Source organism: Methylocystis sp. (assembly GCF_050246715.1).
In the GTDB taxonomy this organism is placed as follows: Bacteria; Pseudomonadota; Alphaproteobacteria; order Rhizobiales; family Beijerinckiaceae; genus Methylocystis.
Map to the genome: position 1 here is coordinate 1 of NZ_JBFWVN010000051.1, position 23,624 is coordinate 23,624.

A 23,624-nucleotide genomic window follows, 5' to 3' on the forward strand; every position below is an offset into this window, starting at 1 on the left:
CAGCGGCGCCGGATCAATTTGCAAGCAAACAGCATCCCGCGCAGCGAAAACCTGCGGAAACGATTACTTCCGCAGGTCTCAAAACTTCGTCACGTCAACGCCTTGCGAGTTCTTCACGGATGACGAGTCATAGCAAGCATCCTTGGATGTCGCTCTGATTCCCGGACAGGCTCGCGGCCTGCCGGGGATGACAACGCCAATGCAATCACCTCATTCCACGACGATTCTCACCGCGCGCGACGCAACGGGCGCGAGCGCGAGGCGCGCCTGAATGCGATGCCGGCCGGGCGTCATCGGCCAGAAGACGGTCTCGTCCGCCTGCGCCGTGGCGAAGGGCTCGCCGTCGATCGTCCAGACGATTTGAGCGTCCTTGTCCGTCGGCGCGAGCTTCAACGCCAGTCGGTTTAGACGCTCCGGCTGCTCGGGATTTCGCCAGATATGCGTATTGTGTTCCGGCGTCGCGATGACGAGCGGCGCCGCGCCGTCCGCTAAAGAAGAGGGCGCGTCATTCATGCTCGGCCGCTGAGCTGAACTCACCTGCAGGGCCTCCGCCTCCCGCGTTTCCTCCGGCTTCACCCATTCGCGCAGCGTCTGCGCGCAATCGGGCGAAGCGCCGGCGCGGCAGAGATCGATGGCGATTCGTCCCGGCGGCGGCGCGAATGTTTCGGGCGCGATCTCTCCAGGCTTCGCGTCATGCAGTTTGACCAGCACGGCATGGGCGAGCCGGGCCGCCGACGACACGCCGGTCATCGCTCGCATGGCCCCGGCGTCGCCGCGCCCGATCCACACGCCAACAATAAATTTATGCGAAAAGGCGATCGTCCAGGCGTCGCGATAGGCTTGCGAGGTTCCGGTCTTTACCGCGACGGCGAAGGGATATTCGAGCGGCCCGTAGCGCGGAAAGGAAGGAAGCCGCGCCTGCGGGTCGGCGAGCATCGAAGCAATAAGCCGCGCGCTGTCGACCGACAACACGCGCCGCGGCGGGCGTCGCGCCGCATTCCGCGTGAACGATAGCTCGCGCATGATTCCATCGTCGGCGAGCGCGGCATAGGCGCGCATCACATCCTCGAGCCGTGTCGGCAACGCGCCGATCGCCATCGAAATACCGAAACTCTCTGCCGGCGTTTCGAGATCATGCAGGCCGAGGTCGCGAAGAAAGTTGAAATTTGCTTCAAGCCCGACGCGCCGCAGCAGATTGGTCGCCGGCACATTACGCGAATTGGCGAGCGCCTGACGCGGCGTCAGCGGCCCCAGATATAGTCCGTCGGCGTTCGATACGCCCGACGCGCCTTCGGGAATGTCATTCAAAAGGTCTGTCGTTTTGAGAACGCCGCGCTCGAAGGCCAACCCATAAATGAAGGGCTTTAGCGTCGAGCCGGGCGAACGCCGCACGCGAGTGAAATCGAAGGCGCCGGCCTGCGGATCATTATAGTCGGAAGAGCCGACATCGGCGATGACGGCGTTCGTTCCGCGCTCAACGACCATCGCCGCGACCTGCCGCGCGCCGCGGCGGCGGAAGTTCGAAAGATAGCGGCGCGCGAGCCGCAGGACCTCCTGTTCGACGTCAAGATCGATCGTGGCGTTGATGCGCCGATCGCTGTCTGCGATAGGATGCGCCAGGTCCTCGCGCGCGAGCGCTTCGTAGCGTAGCGCGAGATGCAGCGCCTCCGGACGGCGTTTGGCGTCGAGCGGCCGCATATGATCGAGTTCCGATCGCGCCAGCGCCGCCTGCGCGGCGTCGAGCGCGCCTTCGTCTTCAAGCCGCGCGATAGCGCGTCGCGCCCGCGCCGCAGCTAATGCGAGGCCGCTGGCACGGGTGATGTTCATCCGGCCCGGCGACTGCGGGATGGCGGCGAGCATAGCCGCCTGCGCCCATGAGAGATCGTCCACCGGCCTGTCGAAATAAAATCGCGCCGCATAGGCGACGCCATGCCCGTTCAATCCGTAAGGCGCGAGGCGCAGATAATGGGCGAGCGTCGCCTCATGTCCGTGACGCACGACGATGGCGAGCGCGGTCGCTGCCTGCATCAGCTTTTCGGTCAATGAGCGCGGTCGCTCGTTCTGCATGCGCGCGACCTGCATCGCGATCGTCGAGGCGCCCTCGCGTCTGCCGCGTGATGTGAAATTGCGCCATGCGGCGCGTGCGAGCGCGCGGAGATCGACGCCGGGATGGGCGTAGAAGCGGTGGTCTTCGAGAGCGAGCGTCGCTTGCGCAATTTTTTGCGGGACGGTCTTCAGCAGCCAATAGCCGTAATCGACGCGCGGCTTCCCCGTCGCGGGATCGCGAGTCTTCTCGCCGATCTGGGTAAGGAAGGCGCCGTTGCGGTCGTAAACGATCGAACTCGCGCGTGGAGCGACAAGTTCGGCGCGCGACAGCGCCTCATGCGAAAGCCATGCGGCGGTTACGATGAATGCGGCAATGAGCGCAAGAATTACGCAGCTTGTGAACCCTCTCCCGCGTGCGGGAGAGGGTGGCCCCGCGAAGCGGGGTCGGGTGAGGGTGAACCACGCGACCCTCATCCGTCACGCCTTCGGCGCGACACCTTCTCCCGCAAGCGGGAGAGGGGACGCATCGGCGCAGGGTCGCGAACGGTCATTATTTCCCAATCTCCACTTTCGCTCCAGCGCTCGTCGCCCGAAGGCCCTTCTTGTACATCGCCGCGACAAGCGCCGGCGGCTGGGTATAGGCGCCGGCCGTCTGGGCACGCAGGCGGAAGGCGAAACGGTAGGTTCCCTTCGGCAACGAATCATAGGCGTAGAACACGCGATCGTCGCCAAACGAAACCCAACTCGGCTGCAGCGTCGGCGCGAAGGAGGGCTGCGCTTCCGCGGGCGCCGTGGCGATATTGGGATTGAGCGGTTCATAACCGGCGGCGAGCGGGATCGAGATCGCGATATGCGTGCGATCCTCTGGATTGACCACTTCCGCCGTCTCTTCGATGAGGTCGCCTTGCTTCATCTGCAAAACGCCGTCGTTCAAATCGATCTTCTCGGGCGCCTTGCCGCTGTCGATTCGCCAGCTCTGTCTCGTGATCGTAAAGCCGTCGCTCGTCGGCTGAGCTTTCGCGCCAGGTTCGGCCGGCATGTAGCTGGTCTCGATCATCGCGACGAGCGGCGCGTTGGAGCCGTTGACGATTTTCAGCGGCGCGTCGCTCTTCGTCACATGCCGCGCCACCGGATTATTGGCGTCGAGCGTCGACGCCTGATCCTTTCCGCCCTCGTTGAAGGTCACAGCGATCGGCGACGTAGGCCGCCGCCAGCCCTCGGCGAGCGCTTCGATCGCGGCGGCGTCGGCGTTGGTCGTTCCCCAGCCGTCGCCTTCGCCAAGCCGCAGCAGCGCGTCGCGCAGCGCATTGGCGCGCGGATCGCCCGCAGCGGAAAGCGCCGCGGCGCGCACCATTTCGGCGAGGCTGCGGGTTTCAGACGGCAGGATGATCGGCGAGGTGCTTTCCGCCGCCTGTCCCGCATAAACTTGCACGCCGTTGCGGCTGGCGAATTTCACCCGGCTCCACATCGTGTCGATGAGCGAAGCAAGCGCGCGCTGATCGACATTGGGAAGACGCGCGGCGGCGGAAGCCATCTGCGCGACGCTGATATTGGGCAAGAAGTCGGCGCGTCGCGAAAATTCGGCGACATAGGACTCGTCGAGCTTGCCGCCTTCGGCGAGCGCCGAAAGCGCCTCGACGCGTTCGCGCAATTCATCGCCCGACATCAGCCGCGGATAGTCGGAGCGCAAGGACAATTTCAGAATATTGGCGAGGCGATCGAGCAGCGTCTTGTCGATCGGCTCGCCGGCGCGCTCGGCCCGCGCCAGAAAATCATAGGCCCATGCGGTGAGCGAAACCCTGCCCCGCGAACGCGGCCAGAAGGCAACGAGCCCATCAGGGTCGATCGATCGATCGATGATCTGCGCCGTCGATTTCACATTGGCGGAGACGCGATCCTCGAGCCCCGCCGCCGCTAGAATCGGCCCGAAGCTTTTAAGCGCCAGTCCGCCGCGCGCCAGCGACAGGCGTTGCTCGGTGCAGCCGTAGGGATATTCGACAAGCGCATTCAAACCGGCGACGAGCTTTACGAGTGAAGGATCGGCGGCGATGATCGTCTCGCGTGAGAAACTGCCCGGCCGCGACGGTTCGCCGGAAGGCGCAAGCGTCTTGGCTTCGCCGGGCGCGATCTCGACCAGTTCGAAGCGTCGCGTCGCTTCCCGGTCCTGTTTCACTGGCGGCGCGATTTCGACAGCGTCTTTGGCGTGATCTGCGTCGCGTTCGATGCGAAAGCCGAGCGTCGCGTCGCCGGCAAGCGCGGCCGGCGCTTGCGCGCGCAGATCGACGCGCACAGGCTTATTCTGCGTCCATTCGATCTTGCGGCTTGTATCGCCCGAAAGCGTCAGCGCCGGCGCCGAAATCGACGCCTTGCCGGCGCCGCCGGGTCCTTCGACGATGCGCGCGACGAGGCCGATGTCGAAACTATCGCCCGGCCGAATGAAGCGCGGCAGCGCCGGCTGCGCGACGAGCGCCTGACGGATCAGCATTTCGCCGCCCGCCGCGCCGAAACGGTCCGGCCCGCTTACCGCCTTGGCGCGCAGCTTGAATATGGTCAGCGTGTCGGGAAGCTGCACCTTGATTTTGGCGACGCCGTCAGGCCCGATCTTCACGCTCGGCAGATAGATCGGCACCGGCGTGAAATTCTTGCGCACGGAAATATTGTTTTCGGCGCCCCATTCCTGCAGCTCGTCGCCGTCGCCGCCGGCGATCTCTTCGAGCGGAATGACGCCAAAGGCCATGTTGCGCGTGTCGCGTGCCGCCATTTTGGTTTCGCGCTCGACGATAAAGTCGGGCAACGGATCGAGCGGCCGTTCCTTGGCGAGCGACAACACCGCCTGATCGACCATCCAGAATGTCGCTTCGCCGGCGAGCGGCTTGCCGGCGTCGTCGGAAAGTCGCAGCGCCACTTCGATCGTCTCGCCTGGGCGGGCCTTGGTCGGATGTTCGAGCTTCACATTGACGATGTTCTTGACCGGCGTCACCTCGATCCATTTCGTCGCCGCGATAGTGACGGGCTTGCCCTGGTCGAATGTCGCCGTCGGCTGCGGCGGCGCGTCCTTCAACCGTCCGCGCATGATCAGGAAATGCACGGCGAGCTTGGGCATCTGCTCTTTTTTCACCGGCAGCGCATAGCGGCCGAAGCCGTTGGCGATGTCGACGAACTGATAGTCGTAGACGCCACTGGGCTGCTCGATGATGGCGAGCGCGCGCGCGTTCTGGAACGGCGACTGGATGATGAGCGTCGCGGTTTCGCCCGGGGCATATTTGTCCTTGTCGGCACTTATCGTCGCGGATTCGGCCGGCGGTCGCGCGAAGGTGACGGGCGTGTCGCCGCCGACGAAGAAGTCGACGCTCACCTGTTGCCGGCGCTTGAGTCTGTCGTAGGCCTCGAGCTGCACGAGATAGACGCCGGCGTCGCGCGTCTGCAATTCGATCTTCTGCGCTTCCTTGGCGCTCGTCAGTTTGCGTTCGATCAGGACTTCGTCCTGCGCTTGGGTGACATATTTGGCGGCGCCTTGCGCGAAGTCGGAAGCCTGCAGCGTCGAAACCCAGTTGCGCTTGATGAGCCGCAGCGTCATTTCGAGGCCGACGACCGCATCGCCCTTTCCGTCGATGGCGATAAGCTCCGGCCTCACGACGCCCGGACGCTCGACATAGCGCGGCGTCTTCACGCCAAGCACGAAGGGCGGCAGCGCGATGACATTCTGCACATTGCGCACTTCTATGCCGTCGTCGCCCGTTACCGTCGCTTCGATCGAGTAACGGCGTGGTTGCGCCGTCGGCTCGATCGTCGTGTCGAAAGTCATGCGCGCGGCGCCGCCGGCGTCGGTGCGTTGATCGCGCTCCAGCACCGCGGTCGATTTGAATTTGCCGTCGCCCGAGAATCGCGCGTCGGTCGAGAAGAGAAACCCTTCGCGGCCTGGCGGCGTGAAGACATGCGGAAATTGCGCCGCGCGCCATTTGACCGGACGGTCAGCGGCAAGCCCGCCAGCGAAATAGCGGGCGAGAAGATCGACGTCGAAAGTTCCGTCGAGCGCGACAGTCTGCGGCGCATTCAGCACCACTTCGAAAGTCGGCAGCCGATAGGCTTCTTTCTTGAACGAGAACTGGCCGCAGGAAACGTCTTGAGCGGATTCGACCGCTTCGCTCTCTCCCTCGGCGGCTTCTTGCGTATTGTCCTTTGCCTCCGCCTGCTTGGCTTTTTTCGGCGCATCAGGTTCGAACCGCGCGGAATAGTCGCCGGTCGCCTGGGTTTGCGCGTCGAATTTGTGATAGAAGCCGCCGCTTGCGTCGAGCTTCACCGGAATGCGCCATTCCTGATTGCCGGGGCCGGTGACGACAAGCGTCCCGCCGGTTTTCGTCAGGCTCAGCGCGCCGCCGCGATAGCTGCGCACGAAGCCTTTGATATGCGCGCTTTCCTCCGGCCGGTAGATCGGCCGCTCGGAGAAGAGATGGCAGAGCGTGCGCGGCTTTTCCGCGCGGGGTTGATCAGCCTCGCTCGTCCAGGCGAGCCATTCCGATTCCGGCTTCGACCAGATTTCGCGCGAATATTCCGAAGGCGCGCTGTTGGGGTCGATGACCAGCGTATCGAGACCCTTGGTCACCACGACGCGGCGCGCTTCGGCCCCGCCGCGTTTGTCTGGCGTCCAGGAATAGAAGCCCGACGCGTCGGTGGTCCCACTAGCGAGTGTGACGAATTTTTCGTTCTTGATCCCTTCAACGCGAATCTGCGCATTGCCGACCGGCTGCGTCGTCGCGAGCGAGGTGACGGCGAAACGCACCCGCGTCGGCTCCTCGATCGCCGAGAGCGAAAGATCGGTGATCTGCACGCGTAGCCAGCGCCGCTTGTCGTCATCGACGGCGCGCAGGCCGACGAGATAGGTCCCCGGCTGATCGCGTCCGGAGATTTTGGCGAAATCCTCCTTAAGATCGACGCCGAATTTCGCGTCGGGACCATTGCGGCGGATCGGCAGATCGACAAGCCGCGACACGGCGGGCGAGCCGAGCCACTTGATCCGTTCCTTGATCGCGTCGGCCTCGATATTGGCGGTCTCCCTCCATGATTTCGGCTCATTGCCGGGCAGGGGCGGGGCGTCGGAATCGCTGGTTTCGACGCCATGCGCCGGGAAGGGGAAGAAATCGCGCGACAACGGATCGATGGCGTGGATGCGAATGTCGGCGTGGTCATAGCCGCGGCCGCGCAGCGGCAAGAGCTGCGGACCGAGCCGTTCGGCGACGCCATAGCCGGCGTCCCACTGCAGCGCGGGGACATCGCGGGTAAAGGCGAAGCGCTGCGCGAAACTGCTCGCGAGCGCGCGCCCTTGCGAGTCTTTCAGCGCGCCTTGCGCGATCGAAAGTTCGTAAACCTGATCCGACAGAAATTTGGCGATGATTCGCAGGCGTCTGCCGTTGGTCTCTACGGCAAGATCGTCGACCGGCGGCGTGATCCGCAGCGCTTCGCGCGCGCGAAGAATGTCGAGCGTCTCGGGCGTCGCGTTGAAAGAGAGCGCAAGCTGCCGCTTGCTCGCCGGCGCATAGGGGATGGCGGCCTCGCCGCCTTCTTCGTCGCTACTCTCCGGCGACGTGAGATAGGACGCGCAGCGCAGCACATTGTCGGCGCGATCGTCGCTCCAACCGCGCCCGCAGCTCGCCTCCGTTGCGGCGAAGGGCGGCGCGGTGCGCAGCCGCAATTCATAGGTCTGGTCCTCTAAGCCGGCTTCGTCGGAGAGGCGCAGCCGCAGGATGGCGACGCGTCCATCGGCGATCCGCTCGCGGAAACGAATGACGTAAGTCTGTTCCTCGGCGCGCTCGCCGCGCTCGAGCGCGCGGATGTCATAAGCCGAGGCGCTGAGCATTTGCCCGCCTTGCGGCGATACCCCCGGCGACGGACGGATTTCGATCGAAAGCAGACGCGCGAGCGCGGCGACGTCGACGGGCTCAGCGAACGCAAGCGCGATCTGAGTCAATTCGAGTTGCGGATCGGCGCCCTCGGCGGGATTGGCAGAGCGCGGCGTCGGCAGCAGCGCGACGAGTTTAGTCTCCGCCGTACCGAGCTTCACGCTCACGCGCGACAGCGGCTTCCAGGCGCCGGCGGGACGAAACTGCAGCGCGCGCGGACCGAGCCAGCGCCATTCGCCGGCAGGCTGAGGAATCATCGTCACATATTTCTGCGGCGAATCCTCCGCGCCGCCGTTCTTTGGTCCGATCTCGGTCGGAAAGAAGACCGTCACCGGATCATAGGCGCGCAAAAAACGATCGGGAGCGACGCGCGCGCCGTCGGCGCGCTGCGCATGGTCGAAGATCGGCGGCGTTTCCGCGCGCAGCGGCGCCGCCGCGGCGAGGAGCGCGCAAAACGCGAGAAGCAGTATTTTTTTCATCGCACCGCCTTTCGAACTCATTGCGCCTTGCTCTTCTTTAGACCCGCTTTGTCGAGCAGCTCGGCGACGATTTCCGCCGGCGGCGCGTTCACGGGCGGCGACAGGCCGACGATCGCCGCGCGGATCGTTGTCGCCGGCGCGTCGGCGGGGGTTCGCGCCTCAAGGAAATAGCGGCCGGGCGAAAGCTTCATCGTCTGCGCGACGCCGTCGCCAAGAATCTTGCCTTGCGCATCGAAGAGCCGTGCGCTCACGCGGTCGGGCTCGGCGCGCACGCCAATGCCGATGTCGCGCGCTTCCTTCGCTTCGAAGCTGAAAATCGCGCTCGCGCCGGGCGAAACCGCCACCGCATCGTTTACGCCTTCATGCGCCTCGATGACCGGCTGCGTCGAAATATCGAGCGTTCCCGACAGCGACCCGTCATAGGGCGCGTAAATGTCGATCATCGCTTCGCCCGGAGTCATGTAGCGATAAAGGTCGACGCCATTGGCGAAGGCGAGCGTCTCGCGCCTGCCGTTCTGCGTAAAGCCGACGATCGCCGGCGCGCCGCCGCTCGCTTTTAACAGCGATGGCTTGTCGCTCTTGATCGAAAAGCGCATCGCCGCTCCTTCAAGCGCCACGCGCTGCGGCAGGTTGAGCGCGCGCGGCGAGGCGGCGGGCCAGGGCGAAACGCCGGCGCGTTCGATCCAGAAGGCGACGAGGCCGGGGCCGTGATCGATGATCGCTTCGCCGGCGCCGTCGAGAGCAATATTGTCGCCGTGCATGATCCGGCCACTGTTCGATATCACTGTCGCCAGCGCGCCGCTGACGATGAGCCTGTCGTTCTTCTGCGCGTCGAGCGGCAGCGAGATTTGTCCTGCCGCCGGAAGGAAGCGCGTGAAGGCGCGCGTCGCGTCGAGCCGCCGGCTTTCGCCAGTCTCGCGTGCGATGCGCGCCGACAGCGCTGTTTGAGTCAGATTGACGAGAAGCACGCGCGATTTGACGCCGTGCAGAACGCGCGAAATGGCGGCGCCGTCACCAAAGACGATTCGCGGCTGCGCAAATGCGGCGAGCCCGCCGGCGAGGTCGAGCGCAAGCGGCCCAGCTGCTTCATCCATATCGATCGGCTGCGCGGTCATCGGCGGGACAATCCCAGAAAACAGCGCGCCGCCTTTCGTGACCGGCCGCGTCTCGACATCGATCGCGTTTAGCGCGACGCGCATTGGCGCGCTCCCTTCAGCGTTCCAAAGTTCGAGCGGCGAGTCGCCCGCGAGCGTCAACGCCGCGCCTTTCGCCATGCCGACTCCGCGGCCGCCGTCGAGCGCCGGTTGCGCGAATGCCGAACGCGCGAGCCACAGCCGCAATTTGCCGGCGGGCGGGGCGAAGGGAATGAGATGGGCGCGTTCGCCCTCGCCGATGTCGAGCGAAATTTCCGCGCCTTTCCAGTCGAAGGCCGCGACGCCGATGCGCGATGCGCAGTCGCCGCGGCTCATCAGCCACAGATCCTGCGCTTGCGGCGCGAGCGGGCCCGAACGCGCTACGCGCAACAGGGCGCCCGGCGTCGAGCCGGCGGCGATGGGTTGCTGCGTCTCAAGCGTGACGAGCGAAGCGTCGGGCGTCGCGATCTTGGCGACGCAAACCCCGGCGACGCCGTCGACCGGCGCCAGAGTGATTTCGCCGAATTTTCGCGCGCGGCGTTCGACGGCCCGCGTGGAAACCGTAATCGGCGCGTCGCCGCCGCCGAGCGCCCAGACGACCGCTCGCAATTGTCCGTCGCCGGCCGCGGGCCAGGCGGCGAGTGGCGCAGCGCCGCGCTCGACGCCGATCGCGCGCCATTTGCCGTCGGCGTCGCGCCTTTCGATCGATATCGCGGTCTCGCCTTCCGAGCGCGCCGCGACGAGCGCGAGACTTTCGGCTGGCGCGGGCGCGAGCGAGAGAATATGCGCGCCGGCGCCGCTCAGCGTCTTTTCGCCGGAGAACGTCAGCGCGCCGTCATCTTTCTCGTCAAGCAGCGACAGACGCAGTTCGACGCCGGTGAGCGGCGCGTCGTCATTCGTCGCCGTTTCTTCTTCACTGGCGCCCTCTTCGTCATTGGACGCTTCTTCGGTTCCCGCGCTCGCCGCTTCTTCCGCCTGCGCCGTCGTGCTCGGTACGGCGCCGAGTCGTTCAAGCTCCAGTCGGTAGGTTCCGGCGGGCAGGCGCCGCGACAAAGCGATGTTCCAATCGTCGGCGCGCGGCTGCAGACGTTCGATCACGTCGCCGTCGCCGTTTTTCAATGCGCCGATGGTTTCGATATCGCCGAAACTCGACAGATCGACGATGCCGTCCTTCGCGAGCGAAAAGTCGAGGCGCGTCGGCGGTTCGACGACGCGCGGCGCGTCGGGCTGCAACTGCTGTGAATCAAGCGAAATCTCATAGTCGAGACGGTCGTCATGCGCGAGGCTGCGCGCCTCGACCCGATAGTCGCCCGCCGCCAGCTTCGATTTGAACGGCCTCTCTGACGCGACCTTGCCGACGCTTTCCTGTTCGCCTTTGAAAATCTCGCCGACCATGCCTTCGCCGATCGAAAGATCGATGTCGGAATCGCCATGGAGCGTGAACCGCCAAACGTCAGGCGCGCGCGGCGCATCGCGCGCCTGTGGCTCGCGCCATTGCAGTCGCTGCGTCTTATCGAAGGGCAGGGGATGTGGACCATGACCTTCGAGCGCCTTCGCGGAGACGATGGGCGTCAGTCGAGCCGTCATCCGCGCTTCGACATCCTTCGGCAAAACCACCAACCGATAGGCGCCCTTCTCGAATCGCCGCGTCAGCCGCTGCATCTCGCCCGGCGCCGCCAACGGCCATCCGTCGGCGTCCTCTAGTCTCGCGCGCCACTTCTGCTTCAGGCCGAGAAGTTCGATGCGATATTCGCCGTTGCTGGTGATTTCGATGGGCGTGATCGCGCCCTTGCCTGAGTCGAGGGTCGCGCGCGCGATTCCCGCATCGACGAGTTTCGCCGTCGGCGCGAGAGTCGCCGGCGAGACGGCGAGTCCGAGATGTCCGGAAGACTCTTTCGCCGTCACCGCCGCGCGATAGGCGCCGGCGCGCAGAAAGGCGGTGACCAGCGCATTGGCGCCGGGCCCGTTGGCTTCGCCGTCGCCAAGTCGCGGCGAGACATTGGCGCCGACGCGTAGCGCGGTCTTCATGCGCCCGAGCGTTTCGACACGATAAAGGCCGCCTTGCGCAACCTCGAAGCGCAGCCGCTTGGTCTCGTCGCGCGCGAGATCGAAAAAGGCCGGCCGCGCGACTGTCGCTGAAAGCGTCGTTGGCGCTGGCTTGCCCGCATCTTCGGGCTTCGCTGGCGTCGCTTCGGGAACGAAGATGAGCCCGAGCGCGCGTGGCTTTTCCTGCGCCGCGATCCTTATGGTCGCGAGGCGTTGCTCGTTCTCGTCCCTCTGATCGGAGAACGTCAGCGCGACATCGGCGCCATGCGCATCGCGCGCCATCGCTCTGCCAGTCTTGGGAAGCCGCACGGGCAGCGCAATCTCCTTGCCGGCCTCCTGCCAGATCGCCAATGGCGCCTTGTCGAGTTCGGCTGGAAGCGCGACGACGCGCGGTCCGGTCAAGAGTTGCGGCGCGACATTCGTCAGAATGAGATAAGAGACGTCCCTTTCGAGCGTCTGCGTCCCAAAGGAAATCGTTGGGCGCGCCGGCGCCGGCGCGGGCGCAGACGCCGAGAGTCCGGGAGGGCCGAGAGTCACGTCGATGACGCCGCCCGCATCGCCTTTCGGCGTGAGATTGAGAAAATAATAGCCGGCCTGCAGGTCGTACCGCGTCGAATCTTTGCCGTCCGCGCGCGCCGCAAGCGCGCCAAGCGCGGGTTCGATCGAGGCGTTGACTTTCACGCCTTTGGCGTCGATCGCCACGGGCGCGTCGCGCGTCGCCTCGAAGAGGATCGACGTCGGCCCGAAGAATTTTCCACGCCACGCCTTGCCGGCGCCAATGCGCGGCACTTCTGATGAGATGACCCGCGTCTTGCCGTCCTTTTCGATCCGCGCGAAGAGCGCCGTCGCCGGCGCTTCGTCGCCGCCGTCGCCCGCGAGATCGACGCTGACGAGATGCGGTCCCGACGCTTCGAATGTTTCGCGGTCCGACTGACGCAGGCCGCGCAGCGTGAACGCCTGGCCCTCATAGCCGGAGACTTCAAGACGCGCACTGGTATTGCCGTCGGCGGCGAGCCTAACGTTCGCCGAGGGCGCGCGGCTGTTCTTGGAGATCGTCGCGATTTCTCTCGATTCATTGCGGCGAGCTTCGAGCCGAGCCGGAATCGTCTGCGCAAGGTCGAGACGGAAAGCGTCATAGCTTGCCGGCGCGTCGAAGCGTTCGGCGCCGAAGGGCCCGATCACGCCCTCGGCGACGCCAGCCGCCAGCAGCGCCGGCGTTTCAAGCCGCAGCATGAAGGGCTGCGCCGCATCGCCTTGCGCCCAGACCAGTTTTTCGCCGCCATAAGCAGTGACGACATAGCGTCCCGGCTCCAGCGCGCCTTCGAGACGCAGCCGGTTCATGGCGCGGCCCGGCTTGGTTTCGACCGTCTCTTGGGTGAAGGCGAGATCGACGAGTTCGCCGTCGCTGCGCCAGACGCGCAGATCGCTGAGCGCGCGGCCGATCGCTTCGAGATGCACGCGACCTTCTGCGCCGGCCTCGAAAGCATAGGAGCGTTGCCGCAGATCGCTAAGTTCGCCACTTTGAATGCGTCCCGGCGCGAGCGTCGGCTTCGCGGCGTCGGCTTCGATGAAAGGCAGCGCGGAAAGCGCAATCTTGCCGCTCGCGCCTTTGACGCCGGAGACCCGCAGCTTGTAGACGCCCTTGTCGAGCAGCGCGTCGATGCGTCCGTCGCGCAGGCCCGGCGCGCCGTTCGAATCGAGCGGGCCGGCGATCATATCGACGAGCTCGATGCGCGTGCCGGAAGGACTCTTCGCCCGGATCGAATAGCGGCCGGGCGCGGGAACGGTAAGCAGACTTGCGCCGTCGCGATCCGCTGGCAGTTCGTTTGGCGAAAAGCTGATCGAGGCTTGCTTGGCTTTGGCTTCGGCGACGGCGCCTTGCGTCGCGCGCCACAAGGGTTGCGCAAAATACGCCGCGCCGGCGACGAGAAGAGACAATGCGATCCGCCGCATGAGCACGCCGTACGCTAACCGGGAAGCCGGCAAAAAGGAAGCATCGCGGCCGGCTTCAAGCCTGGGCTGTGCGCCTCGACCGAGTGGAAAGCCTGGCGCCTCCCGCCGCGCCGACGATTTGTTCATGCCGCTGTCTCACATGTTTATTTGGCCAGTCCGATTTGGAGCCGGCGGGATTATCTTTTAGGTTGGCTTCTGCGCCCGGCGATTTGCGGGAGCGCACAGCAACCGGAAAATCGGCATGCGTCGGTCACTATTTGCCTTGGTGCTTTTTGCTGCGCTCATATCTGGTGAGCAGGCGGCGGCGATCAAGTTGACGCTGGCCTATCCGGCGGCGCTGCGCGCCGGTCCAGAGGAACATTATGCGGCGATCGGCACGGCGCCGGCGGGGACGGAAGTCAAAATCATCCGCGACGATCCAAGCTGGACGCGCATCGCCATCGACAACAGGCGATATTTCGTCGCGACCTCCGAACTGGTGTTCATGTCTTCGCGGGTGACGGAGACATCGGGCTGCGATTTCGGCTATCCCTATTCGGGCAGCACGCAATATTTCGCCTGGCCGCTGACCGAGTTGCGCCACAGCTCGCCGTTAGGCTCGCTGCTCGGCTATCACAACCGGTATCCCTGCTAGATCTCGCGCCTCAAGGCTTCGACCGGTCGGTCAATGTTTCGAGAAAGGCGACGATCGCGTCGATCTCCTTTTCGGAGAGCCGCGGCTTTTCCCCGAGCTTGCGGTCATAGGGGACTTCCTCGACATTGACATTGTCATACGCGGAGGCGGGAAGATCGTCGAATTTTTGCGGCTTGCCGCGCCGGTCCTTTGGATACCAGCGGCCGGGATCGGTATCCCGCGTCGCGTAAAAGGCGACGACATCGCGCAGCTTGTCGAAGACGCCATTATGCAGATAGGGGCCGGTAATCGCGATATTGCGCAGCGTCGGGACCTTGAAGGCGCCGCAGACGCTCTCGACCTTGAAATCAGCCGGCGCAGCCTCTGCGAGTCCGGGGCGCGCGCAAAGGCCGAGGTCGGGATTCTTTGCGCTCGGGATCGCGCTGTTCTTAGGACCGCCGAGCGCGTCATAGGTGAAATCGGTAAACAGCCAATCCTCAGGGTTTCGCGAATCTTCCTTGCCGGCGTGGCAGGCGAGACAATTGCCTTTCTTCGGGTCCTTGAAGAGTTCGAAGCCCTTTTGCTCCAGCGCCGTCAACTGCGCCTCGCCGCGTAGATAATCATCGAATTTCGAGGCGAAGGGATGAAAGCGCGCGCTTGCCTCGAAAGCCACGATGGCTTGCGCAAGCTTCTCGAAGGCGGCGGCCGGGTCCGCGAAAACCTTCTCGCCATAGACCTGACGGACAAGGTCGGCGTAGGCGCCGTCGCGCACCGCCTCGACGACGAAGCGTTTTGACGGCGCGTTCATCTCGAGCGGATCGAACATTGGGCCTTCGATTTGGGCGAGGAGATCGCGCGCGCGGCCATCGAGAAACTGTCCGCCCGCCGGAATTTTTTCGATCTTGCCGGTCTCTTCGTCCTTGTCGTCGATGAAGGCGAAAGGCGGCGCGAAGGACGCGTACATGATCGACGGCGTGTTGCGCTTGCCGAGCGACGTTGGCAGCGATCCGCGCGCGAGCGCGGGCACGCTCGAACCATTGTTGCCCTGGAAGGCTTTCGCGGAGTCATGGCAGGAGGCGCAGGAGACGCCTGCCGGACTCGAGAGATTGACGTCTTCGAAAACGCGCTTGCCGAGCAGCTCGAGCGGCGTGAGGCCGCGCTCATCCGGCGCGACCGCGCCGTCGGGCGCAGCCTGTGCGCCGAGCGCCGCGAGCAATGAGAAGGCGGCGCAAAGCGCTGCCCGGCGCGCTTTGCTTAAGCAGTATAGGGTCACTTGAACCAGTCCGCCGAAAGAGGAAAAATGCGTTCCCCGCGCTTTTGACATTTAGAAATTGAGAAGCGCCAAGGTCAATTTCAGTAATTTGGATTACTTCCAGCAAGGGCGCGGATGAGTGTCGCATCTTGCCGCCGACGCTCGCGGAATCTGCGGTCCGAGATCACACAAAGCGTTGATAACCAATTGATAAAGGCTAAGCAGAGCCAATCGGCCCAGAACAGCCACATTTTTGCGTTTGCCTCGTCCCGGATGGTGTGACCGCGCGCGACTCGTCGAGGAGTTCCTGGCGCGCGGCAATGAAAGGGTTCTGGCATGATGGATATCGGCGACGACAAGGAGCTGATGGCTGAATTTGCCGAGTTTAAAGAGTTGCTGCGTCGAGACTCGGGACAGGCGCCGGCGTTGGAGCCGTCGACCAGAATCGCTGACCAGACCGCTCTTCAGCGCGCCGACGCGGCGATCAAACCGGGACCGTCCCCTCAGGCGCCGCGCGTCGAGGAGTCCTGGAACGCCCAATATGCGACGGAAGTACCGTACGACGACGAGCCCGAGGATGATCGCGAAGGCGGACGCCGGGCGCTGTTCTTCGCCGCGGCGGCGATCGTCATCATCGGACTGGCGGCTTTGACCTGGGTCCTGGGGCCTTGGGGCGCCGTCGACCCGAACGAGGACCCGGCGCTGGCTACGGCGCCGCCTTTGGCCGCACCGGACGCCGCCGCGCCGGTTGTCGACAGCGCCGCGACGCAACCGGAGGACGCCGCGCCGGCGCAAGAACCCGCCGCTGCGCCGCCGCTCGCTGAAAGCGCGAATGCTCCAATCGGGGAGCCGGTTGAGGCAGCGCCGACGACCGCCACGGCGGCCGGGGAGCCGGCCCCAGCCGCGGAGAGCCAGTCCGAGACCGCGGCCGGCGCTGCTCCGGCGGCGTCGACCGGACATGCGCCGGCCGTAGGATCGATGGGCACATCCATTCCCGTGCCCGCCGGCGCCGCCATTGCGCCGAAGCTTGCCCCGCTGCCGACGGCGGCTGAGCCGGCGGCGATCCCCGCCGAGCCGGCGCCGCCGCCTGTGGCCGCCGCGCCGCCGGCAGCCGCCCCCGCCGCGCCGCCGCCGGTGGCGGTCGCGCCGCCAAAGGCCGTAGCGCCGGCGGCGCCGCAAGCGGCGTCGCCCTCGGCGCCCGTTTCGGAGCCTCCGGCCGCCGCGGCTGAAACGACAAGAGCGACGAAGCCGTCGCCGCGCGTGAAAACTGCGAAGCCGAAGAGGCCGGCGAAGCCGGTCGCCGTCGCCGCGCCGGAGCCCGCGCCGCCGCCGCCTCCGCCGCCAGCGAGCGATGGACCGCTGGGCTTCGTCAAGCGTTCGGTCAACGCGGTCGGATCGGCGATCGGCGGCATCGTGCGCTGACCGAGGCACAAGCCATTTGGAAACGCCGGCGCATTCCGCGCCGGCGTTTTCTTTTGGCGTGGTCTTTGCCAAACGCCTTCGCCTATGACTTTATCGCAGAAATTGAGCGCGACGCGCCTGGACGGACTGGAGAGCGACTGGCATGGCCAAACCTACCCAAGCTGACGCAGAAGCGGCCGTGCGGGTTCTTATCGAATGGGCGGGGGACGACCCCAACCGCGAGGGGCTGATCGACACGCCGGAGCGCGTGGCGCGCTCCTATCGCGAGCTTTTCTCCGGCTATGACGTCGATCCGCGCGACTACCTGAAGCGCACCTTCGACGAGGTCGGCGGCTATGACGAACTCGTCGTCTTAAAGGACATTCGCGTCGTCAGCTTCTGCGAGCACCATCTGCTGCCGGTCACCGGCCGCGCCCATGTCGGCTATCTGCCGAACAAGCGCGTTGTCGGCATCTCGAAGCTCGCGCGTGTCGTGCACGGCTTCGCCCGTCGCCTGCAGATTCAGGAAAAGCTGACCGCCGAGGTCGCCGAAGCGATCCAGGACATTCTGGAGCCGCAGGGCGTCGGCGTCGTCATCGAGGCGGAGCACAGCTGCATGACGCTGCGCGGCGTCAATACAACCGGCTCGCTCTTAACGACGAGCCGGCTGCTCGGCGTCATCCGCGACGACCCGCGCACCCGCGAGGAGTTCCTCGGCATGGTGCATGGCAAGTGAGCCGCCCAAATTCTTAGGACAGCGTCTTCTTCAGCTCGCCGACGATCGCGTCGCCCATCCCGCTCGTTGAGACGGTCGACGGCGCGTCGCCCTTGATGTCGGCCGTGCGCAGGCCCTTCGCCAGCACGCTGGCGATCGCCGCATCGATGGCGTCGGCGGCTTTCGGCAGATCGAAGCTGTAGCGCAGGGCCATGCCGAGCGAGCCGATCATCGCGATCGGATTGGCGATCCCCTTGCCGGCGATGTCGGGCGCCGAGCCATGGCAGGGCTCATACATGGCGTGGCGTTTGCCCTTTTCATCCGCCGCGCCGAGCGAGGCCGAGGGCAGCATGCCGAGCGAGCCGGTGAGCATGGCGGCCTCGTCCGACAGCATGTCGCCGAAGAGATTGTCAGTGACGACGACGTCGAACTGCTTGGGCCAGCGCACGAGCTGCATGGCCAGCGCGTCGGCGAGCATATGTTCGAGCGTCACGTCGGAATATTCGCGCTTGTGCAGCGCCGTGATGACCTCGCGCCACAGATAGCCCGATTTCATCACATTGGATTTTTCGGAAGAGGTCACCTTGTTGTTGCGCTTGCGCGCCAGTTCGAAGGCGACCCGGCCAATGCGCTCGATCTCATAGGTCTCGTAGACCTGCGTGTCGACGGCGCGTTTCTGGCCGTTGCCGAGATCGGTGATTTCCTTGGGCTCGCCGAAATAGACGCCGCCGGTCAATTCGCGCACGATCATGATGTCGAGCCCGTCGACGATGTCGCGCTTCAAGGAAGAGGCGTCGGCGAGCGCCGGGTAGCAGATCGCCGGGCGCAGATTGGCGAACAGGCCCAAGTCCTTGCGCAGCCGCAAGAGCCCGGCTTCGGGACGCAGATCATAAGGCACGCCGTCCCATTTCGGCCCGCCGACGGCGGCGAGCAGCACGGCGTCGGCATCATGCGCGAGCTTCATGTCGGCTTCGCTGATCGCTTGCTGATGCGCGTCATAGGCCGCGCCGCCGACCAGTCCCCGCTCGACTTCGAAACTGGCGACGCCCGCCGCGTTCAAGAGGGCAAGAATTTTTTCCGCTTCTGCGGAAATTTCCGGACCGATGCCGTCGCCCGGCAGGAGCAGAAGCTTGTATATCGCCATGAATGCCTCGTCGTCGGCGTAAATCTCGCGCCGTCAATAGAGCGCGTCGCCAGGCGACGCAACCGCGCGAAATTTCTTCCGGTCGTGCGACAATTCGCCCGCCGCGCCGGGCTTGCCGCAGCGGGTTAAGCCGTGCAGCTTGAAAAATGTCAAACGCAAAGGGGCTTCGCGCGAGACGCGTCAAACAACGAGCGACGTCAGCGGGAAGCGATGCGCAGCTCTGCGCAGTTGGGAGACGCAAGATGAAGAGCTACAAAACCATTATCCGCATCATGGCGCTTGGCCTGCTCGGCGCCTTCGCCGCCACGACGCCCGCCAAGGCCTTCTGCCTCTTCAATTGCGAGCCCAAGCCGGCGGACGCGAAGAAGGTCTTTGAAAATCTCATCAAGAAGAGATTCGACAAGGATGCGGTGATCGAAAAATTCGAGATCACGCGATTCTGGCCGCTCGACGTGGAAGGCGCTGGCCATGCCGGCTATGAGTTCTATTACACCGCGAGCGTGCGCTTCCCGAACGGCGCCAATCTCGAATGCAAGCCCGAGGGCGATGCGGCGAAGCCCGGCTGCTCGAACAACACGAGCTATTATTCGACCACGATCCAGAATCAGATGATCAAGGACAAGCAATATATCGAGCCGGGCAAGGTCATCGAGTTCAAGGACGAGACCCGCTTCGACGAGGAAGGCGGCGGCTGGAAAGGCCAGGACGGGAATAAGTATTGAAACCGTTCTCTTCGTCACGGCGGACCGGGCGTCTCTTTGATCGCTCGGTCCGACGCTTTTTTGCTCCCTTGAAGGTCTACTTCAAGTAGGGCTCGAGCGCTCTAGCAAGATCAAGTATCCGATCCAGTTTTTGGGAGTCGGACAGCGAACCGCTATTGCGGAGAACTTGGCAAGTCATGCTTTGCAGGGTCTGAGCTATCGCGATTCGATCGGCATTCGGGTATTTCTCAAGGAGATTTACAACGCTGGTCTGAACGCCGCCGGTAAAATTGACGTCGCCAAGTTTTAGCAGCGCCTGCGCTTTGCCGGAAATGGAGCCTTGTAAGGTCGAATCGAGCTGCTTGATGGGCTCCGGACATTGAAAAGGCTCTGCGCAGGCATAGTCCTGCATGGCGATCCCCAGCGCTAACAGCTTTGATAATGCGCGCATTGATCAAGTCCTTTCCGGAACACCCTGATTCTCAATAGGCCTTCAGCGAATAGTCGTTATTTTCTCGAATCATCCAGCGGTTACCATCTTTCGAGCATTCCAGTATGTAGCTTTCATCAATGTTAGTTTCATTGATAACGCGGCCGTCATAACGCACGAAGCGCATGCTATAAGTATTTGAGATTCTTGCCTTAGCGCCGTCCACGAACAATATCCGCGGATTCACCGAAATCACAGAGACGGCCGCATATTTTGCAAAGTCGTGACTACGCCTGCTCGCAATTTCAGATAATTCGCGAGCGTAGTATTTCGACCGTTGAATCGCGGCGGGCGCCCACTGCGACATGTACCTGTCGAGATCGCGTGTAGCCCAAGCATTAAAGACGGCCTGAACTGGTTTGAGCACCTGAGAAGGACTCGCAGCGCAGGTTGCCTTCCAATAGGTGCTCGTTGGCGCCGAGTGTCCGCTGATGCGGGTAATCCATTCCTCAAGACGATAAAGGTGATCCAGTTTTTCTGCGTCAGATAGAGAGCTCGTGGCGATGATCTGGCAGAAAATACTAATGGTCGAATGGGCTAGAGCCACCGTCCCGGAATCGGAATATTCGTGGAAGAGATCGCGCGTGACAACTTCCGCTTTCGCGTCAAATGTTTGAGCCGATACGCCAGCGAGGGGTCTGACGCCAGATTGGATTTTTGCCGAAACGTCGGTCGCAGTCTGCACAACCGGCTTCGGACAGTCGATAACGCCGAACGCGTATGCGGGAGCAACCATGGCGACAATGGAAAGGAGGACAGAAACAACAAAAATGCACATTGAAAAATCCTTAGCGTATAGGGAATAATTGTCTTTTTTTCGCTATTTGGCAACGCTCGCGTCAGGGGCGGCCCTTTTCTTGGGGGTTTGGTTTGGTGTAGAACGCCGGCCAACTGATTGCGCGCCCGGCTCGGCTGCGGCGCGGCTGGAAGGGTTCACATGCAGCAGGTCATTATCGCGATCCACCTGATGGTGGTGACGGCGCTCGTCATTCTCGTGCTTTATCAAAAGTCGGAGGGCGGGGCGCTCGGCATGGGCGGCAGCGGCGTCTTCACCGGCCGCGGCCAGGCCAATGCGCTCACCCGCGCCACCGGCATTCTCGCGACGATCTTCTTTATCACCAGCATCGCGCTGACCGTCTTGCCGGCATGGGAGCGCCGCCGCGAAGGCGGCGACGACTGGACGAAATCGCTCGAACAGGGAACGATCCAGCTCAAGGAGCTTCCCAAGGGCGAGGGCAAGACGGACGGCAAGGGCAAGCAGGGCGCGCCCGAACAGGCGCCCGAGCCCGGCAAGGAGAGCATTTTCGACCAGCTGCAGCGCGCTCAGCAGCAGCGTCAGCAGCGGAGCGGGCCCGCCGCGACCCCGCCGGCCGCGGAAGCCCCTGCGCCGGCGCAGCAGCCTCCGGCTGTGGAAGCCCCGAAAGCCGCCGCGCCTGCAGAAGCGCCAAAGGCCGAGGCGCCTAAGCCCGACGTGACGGCCCCAGCGCCGAAGAGCGAAGCGCCGGCCGCTCCGGCTGAGCGCGCGCCGGAGTCAAAGCCTGTGGAGGCGAAGCCCGCCGAATCGGAAGTCAAACCGGCGGCGCCCGAAGCCAAGCCGGCGGCGCCGGAGACGAAGCCGGCCGAGCCTGAAAACAAGCCCGCGCCGCCGACGATCTGGAAAGCGCCAACTCAGTAAGGCGCGTTAATAATCGGCACCGCAAAATTTCGGCTGGGGGTTACGGCCCCCGGCCCAATAATTCGCTACCAGAATCGCTTGAAAGGCGTTAGGCGTTAAAGCCCATGGCGCGGTATATCTTCATCACCGGCGGCGTGGTCTCCTCACTTGGCAAGGGCTTGGCGTCGGCGGTGCTCGGCGCGCTTTTGCAGGCGCGCGGCTATACGGTTCGGCTCCGCAAGCTCGACCCCTATCTCAATATCGATCCGGGCACGATGTCACCCTATCAGCACGGCGAGGTCTTCGTCACCGACGACGGCGCCGAGACCGACCTGGATCTGGGACATTACGAGCGCTTCACCGGCCGGCCGGCGTCGAAGCAGGACAATGTCACCACGGGGCGCATCTATCAGGACATCATCAATAAGGAGCGGCGCGGCGACTATCTCGGCGCGACCATCCAGGTCATTCCCCATGTCACGAACGCCATCAAGGAATTCGTGCTGGAGGGCAATGAGACTGTCGACTTCGCGCTGATCGAGATCGGCGGCACGGTCGGCGACATCGAGGGCCTGCCGTTCTTCGAGGCGATTCGCCAGCTCAAGAACGATCTGCCGCCGCATCACTGCATCTATATCCATCTGACGTTGCTGCCTTACATCCCGAGCGCCGGCGAGTTGAAGACGAAGCCCACCCAGCATTCGGTGAAGGAACTGCGCTCGATCGGCATTCAGCCCGATATTCTCCTCTGCCGCACCGATCGTGAAATTCCGCGCGAAGAGCGCCGCAAGCTCGGCCTCTTCTGCAATGTGCGCGAACAGGCGGTGATCGAGGCGCGCGACGCTTCCAACGTCTATGACGTGCCGCGCGCGTATCACGCCGCCGGGCTCGACGCCCAGGTGCTCGCCGCTTTCGGGATCGAGCCGGCGCCAAAGCCCGATATGAGTCGCTGGAACGCGGTGACGCAGCGCATCAATAATCCCGAGGGCGAAGTCACCATCGCGGTGGTCGGCAAATATACCGAGATGAAGGACGCCTATAAGAGCCTTATCGAGGCCTTGGCGCATGGCGGCCTCGCCAACCGGGTGAAGGTCAATCTCGACTGGATCGAATCGGAGATTTTCGAGAGCGCCGATCCGGCCGCGCATCTTGAACATGTGCACGGCATTCTGGTGCCGGGGGGCTTCGGCCAGCGTGGCGCCGAGGGCAAGATTCTCGCGGCGCGTTTCGCCCGCGAGCGCGGCGTGCCTTATTTCGGCATCTGCTTCGGGATGCAGATGGCGGTGATCGAAGCCGCCCGCGCGCTCGCTGGGATAGAGAAGGCGAATTCGACCGAATTCGGCCCCTGCGAGGAGCCGGTCGTCGGGCTGATGACCGAATGGCTCAAGGGCAATGAATTGGAGCAACGCGCGGCGGGCGGCGACATGGGCGGCACCATGCGCCTTGGCGCCTATACCGCGCTGTTGAAACCGGGCTCTCGGATTGCGCAGATTTACGGCGCGAGCGAAATCTCCGAGCGCCACCGCCATCGCTATGAGGTGAATTTCGCCTATCGCGACCGGTTGGAGAATTGCGGGCTGTTATTCGCCGGATCGTCGCCGGATGGGCTTCTGCCCGAGACGGTGGAGATTCCCGACCACCCCTGGTTCATCGGCGTGCAATATCACCCGGAACTGAAATCGCGCCCGTTTGAACCGCACCCGCTGTTCGCGAGTTTCATCGCCGCGGCGAAGGCGCAGAGTAGGTTGGTGTGATGACGGATTGCCGATTCGTCATGGCCGGGCTTGTCCCGGCCATCCACGCCGAGAGGCTGCGCGAATGCTGCAAGACTTGGGTAGCGGCGCCGCGTGGATGCCCGCGACAAGCGCGGGCATGACGCGGAAAGGATGCGCCTTGAGCGTCGAGCCGATCAGTTCGGCAAGTCCTCGTATAAGTCATGCCACTTCGGATTCATTGCGAGAATGAGCTTCACCTTCGTATCCCTCCGTCGTGGGCCGCCTGGTGTTGATCCCGGTTTTCGAGATAGCTGCCTGACGGTGGCGCGATGATCGTGTCCATTTCAAATACAAGCGGACACTATCGATGTCGGGCGGCGATGGA

13 protein-coding genes are annotated in these 23,624 nt (G+C 64.1%); 6 read left to right on the forward strand and 7 right to left on the reverse strand.

From position 1 onward, the window contains the following. Positions 1–210: 210 nt before the first annotated feature. The 3 genes from AB7I51_RS14275 to AB7I51_RS14285 all read right to left on the reverse strand — a co-directional run bounded on the left by AB7I51_RS14275 (position 211) and on the right by AB7I51_RS14285 (position 13,554). Positions 211–2,520: a transglycosylase domain-containing protein gene (locus AB7I51_RS14275; protein WP_428405008.1), complete on the reverse strand. Its 2,310-nt coding sequence runs from the start codon at positions 2,518–2,520 to the stop codon at positions 211–213. A 76-nt stretch (positions 2,521–2,596) separates the two neighbouring features. Then, positions 2,597–8,422 carry an alpha-2-macroglobulin gene (locus AB7I51_RS14280; protein WP_428405009.1) on the reverse strand — a complete coding sequence of 1,942 codons (5,826 nt, stop codon included), beginning with the start codon at positions 8,420–8,422 and terminating at the stop codon, positions 2,597–2,599. A 17-nt stretch (positions 8,423–8,439) separates the two neighbouring features. Next, positions 8,440–13,554: a hypothetical protein gene (locus AB7I51_RS14285; RefSeq protein WP_428405010.1), complete on the reverse strand. Its 5,115-nt coding sequence runs from the start codon at positions 13,552–13,554 to the stop codon at positions 8,440–8,442. 241 nt (positions 13,555–13,795) lie between these two features. Between AB7I51_RS14285 and AB7I51_RS14290 the strand changes: the two genes are divergently transcribed. Next, on the forward strand, positions 13,796–14,188 hold the full coding sequence (locus AB7I51_RS14290) for an SH3 domain-containing protein (RefSeq protein WP_428405011.1): 393 nt from the start codon (positions 13,796–13,798) through the stop codon (positions 14,186–14,188). A gap of 10 nt (positions 14,189–14,198) precedes the next feature. Here AB7I51_RS14290 and AB7I51_RS14295 read toward each other — a convergent pair whose 3' ends face one another. Beyond that, positions 14,199–15,440 carry a cytochrome-c peroxidase gene (locus AB7I51_RS14295; RefSeq protein ID WP_428405012.1) on the reverse strand — a complete coding sequence of 414 codons (1,242 nt, stop codon included), beginning with the start codon at positions 15,438–15,440 and terminating at the stop codon, positions 14,199–14,201. 315 nt (positions 15,441–15,755) lie between these two features. On the opposite strand from AB7I51_RS14295, the gene AB7I51_RS14300 reads away from it, so the two are divergent. Further along, entirely contained in the window at positions 15,756–16,841 is a 1,086-nt protein-coding gene (locus AB7I51_RS14300; RefSeq protein WP_428405013.1) for a hypothetical protein, read from the forward strand. Positions 16,842–16,983: 142 nt separating this feature from the next. After that, positions 16,984–17,556, forward strand: coding sequence for a GTP cyclohydrolase I FolE (gene folE / locus AB7I51_RS14305; protein WP_428405014.1), 573 nt, complete (start codon positions 16,984–16,986; stop codon positions 17,554–17,556). 13 nt (positions 17,557–17,569) lie between these two features. Here folE and leuB read toward each other — a convergent pair whose 3' ends face one another. Continuing rightward, positions 17,570–18,679 carry a 3-isopropylmalate dehydrogenase gene (gene leuB, locus AB7I51_RS14310; RefSeq protein ID WP_428405015.1) on the reverse strand — a complete coding sequence of 370 codons (1,110 nt, stop codon included), beginning with the start codon at positions 18,677–18,679 and terminating at the stop codon, positions 17,570–17,572. Between the two features lie 242 nt (positions 18,680–18,921). Between leuB and AB7I51_RS14315 the strand changes: the two genes are divergently transcribed. Then, positions 18,922–19,401 carry a hypothetical protein gene (locus AB7I51_RS14315; RefSeq protein ID WP_428405016.1) on the forward strand — a complete coding sequence of 160 codons (480 nt, stop codon included), beginning with the start codon at positions 18,922–18,924 and terminating at the stop codon, positions 19,399–19,401. Between the two features lie 76 nt (positions 19,402–19,477). On the opposite strand, the gene AB7I51_RS14320 is transcribed toward AB7I51_RS14315, so the two are convergent. Together AB7I51_RS14320 and AB7I51_RS14325 are read right to left on the reverse strand one after the other, a co-directional pair. After that, complete coding sequence (locus tag AB7I51_RS14320) at positions 19,478–19,831, reverse strand: hypothetical protein (RefSeq protein WP_428405017.1); 354 nt, start codon at positions 19,829–19,831, stop codon at positions 19,478–19,480. A gap of 31 nt (positions 19,832–19,862) precedes the next feature. After that, on the reverse strand, positions 19,863–20,648 hold the full coding sequence (locus tag AB7I51_RS14325; RefSeq protein ID WP_428405018.1) for a hypothetical protein: 786 nt from the start codon (positions 20,646–20,648) through the stop codon (positions 19,863–19,865). Positions 20,649–20,807: 159 nt separating this feature from the next. Here AB7I51_RS14325 and secG point away from each other — a divergent pair, with 159 nt between their 5' ends. After that, positions 20,808–21,545: a preprotein translocase subunit SecG gene (gene secG, locus AB7I51_RS14330; protein WP_428405019.1), complete on the forward strand. Its 738-nt coding sequence runs from the start codon at positions 20,808–20,810 to the stop codon at positions 21,543–21,545. 104 nt (positions 21,546–21,649) lie between these two features. Beyond that, positions 21,650–23,278, forward strand: coding sequence for a CTP synthase (locus AB7I51_RS14335; protein WP_428405020.1), 1,629 nt, complete (start codon positions 21,650–21,652; stop codon positions 23,276–23,278). The last annotated feature ends 346 nt before the right edge of the window (positions 23,279–23,624 follow it).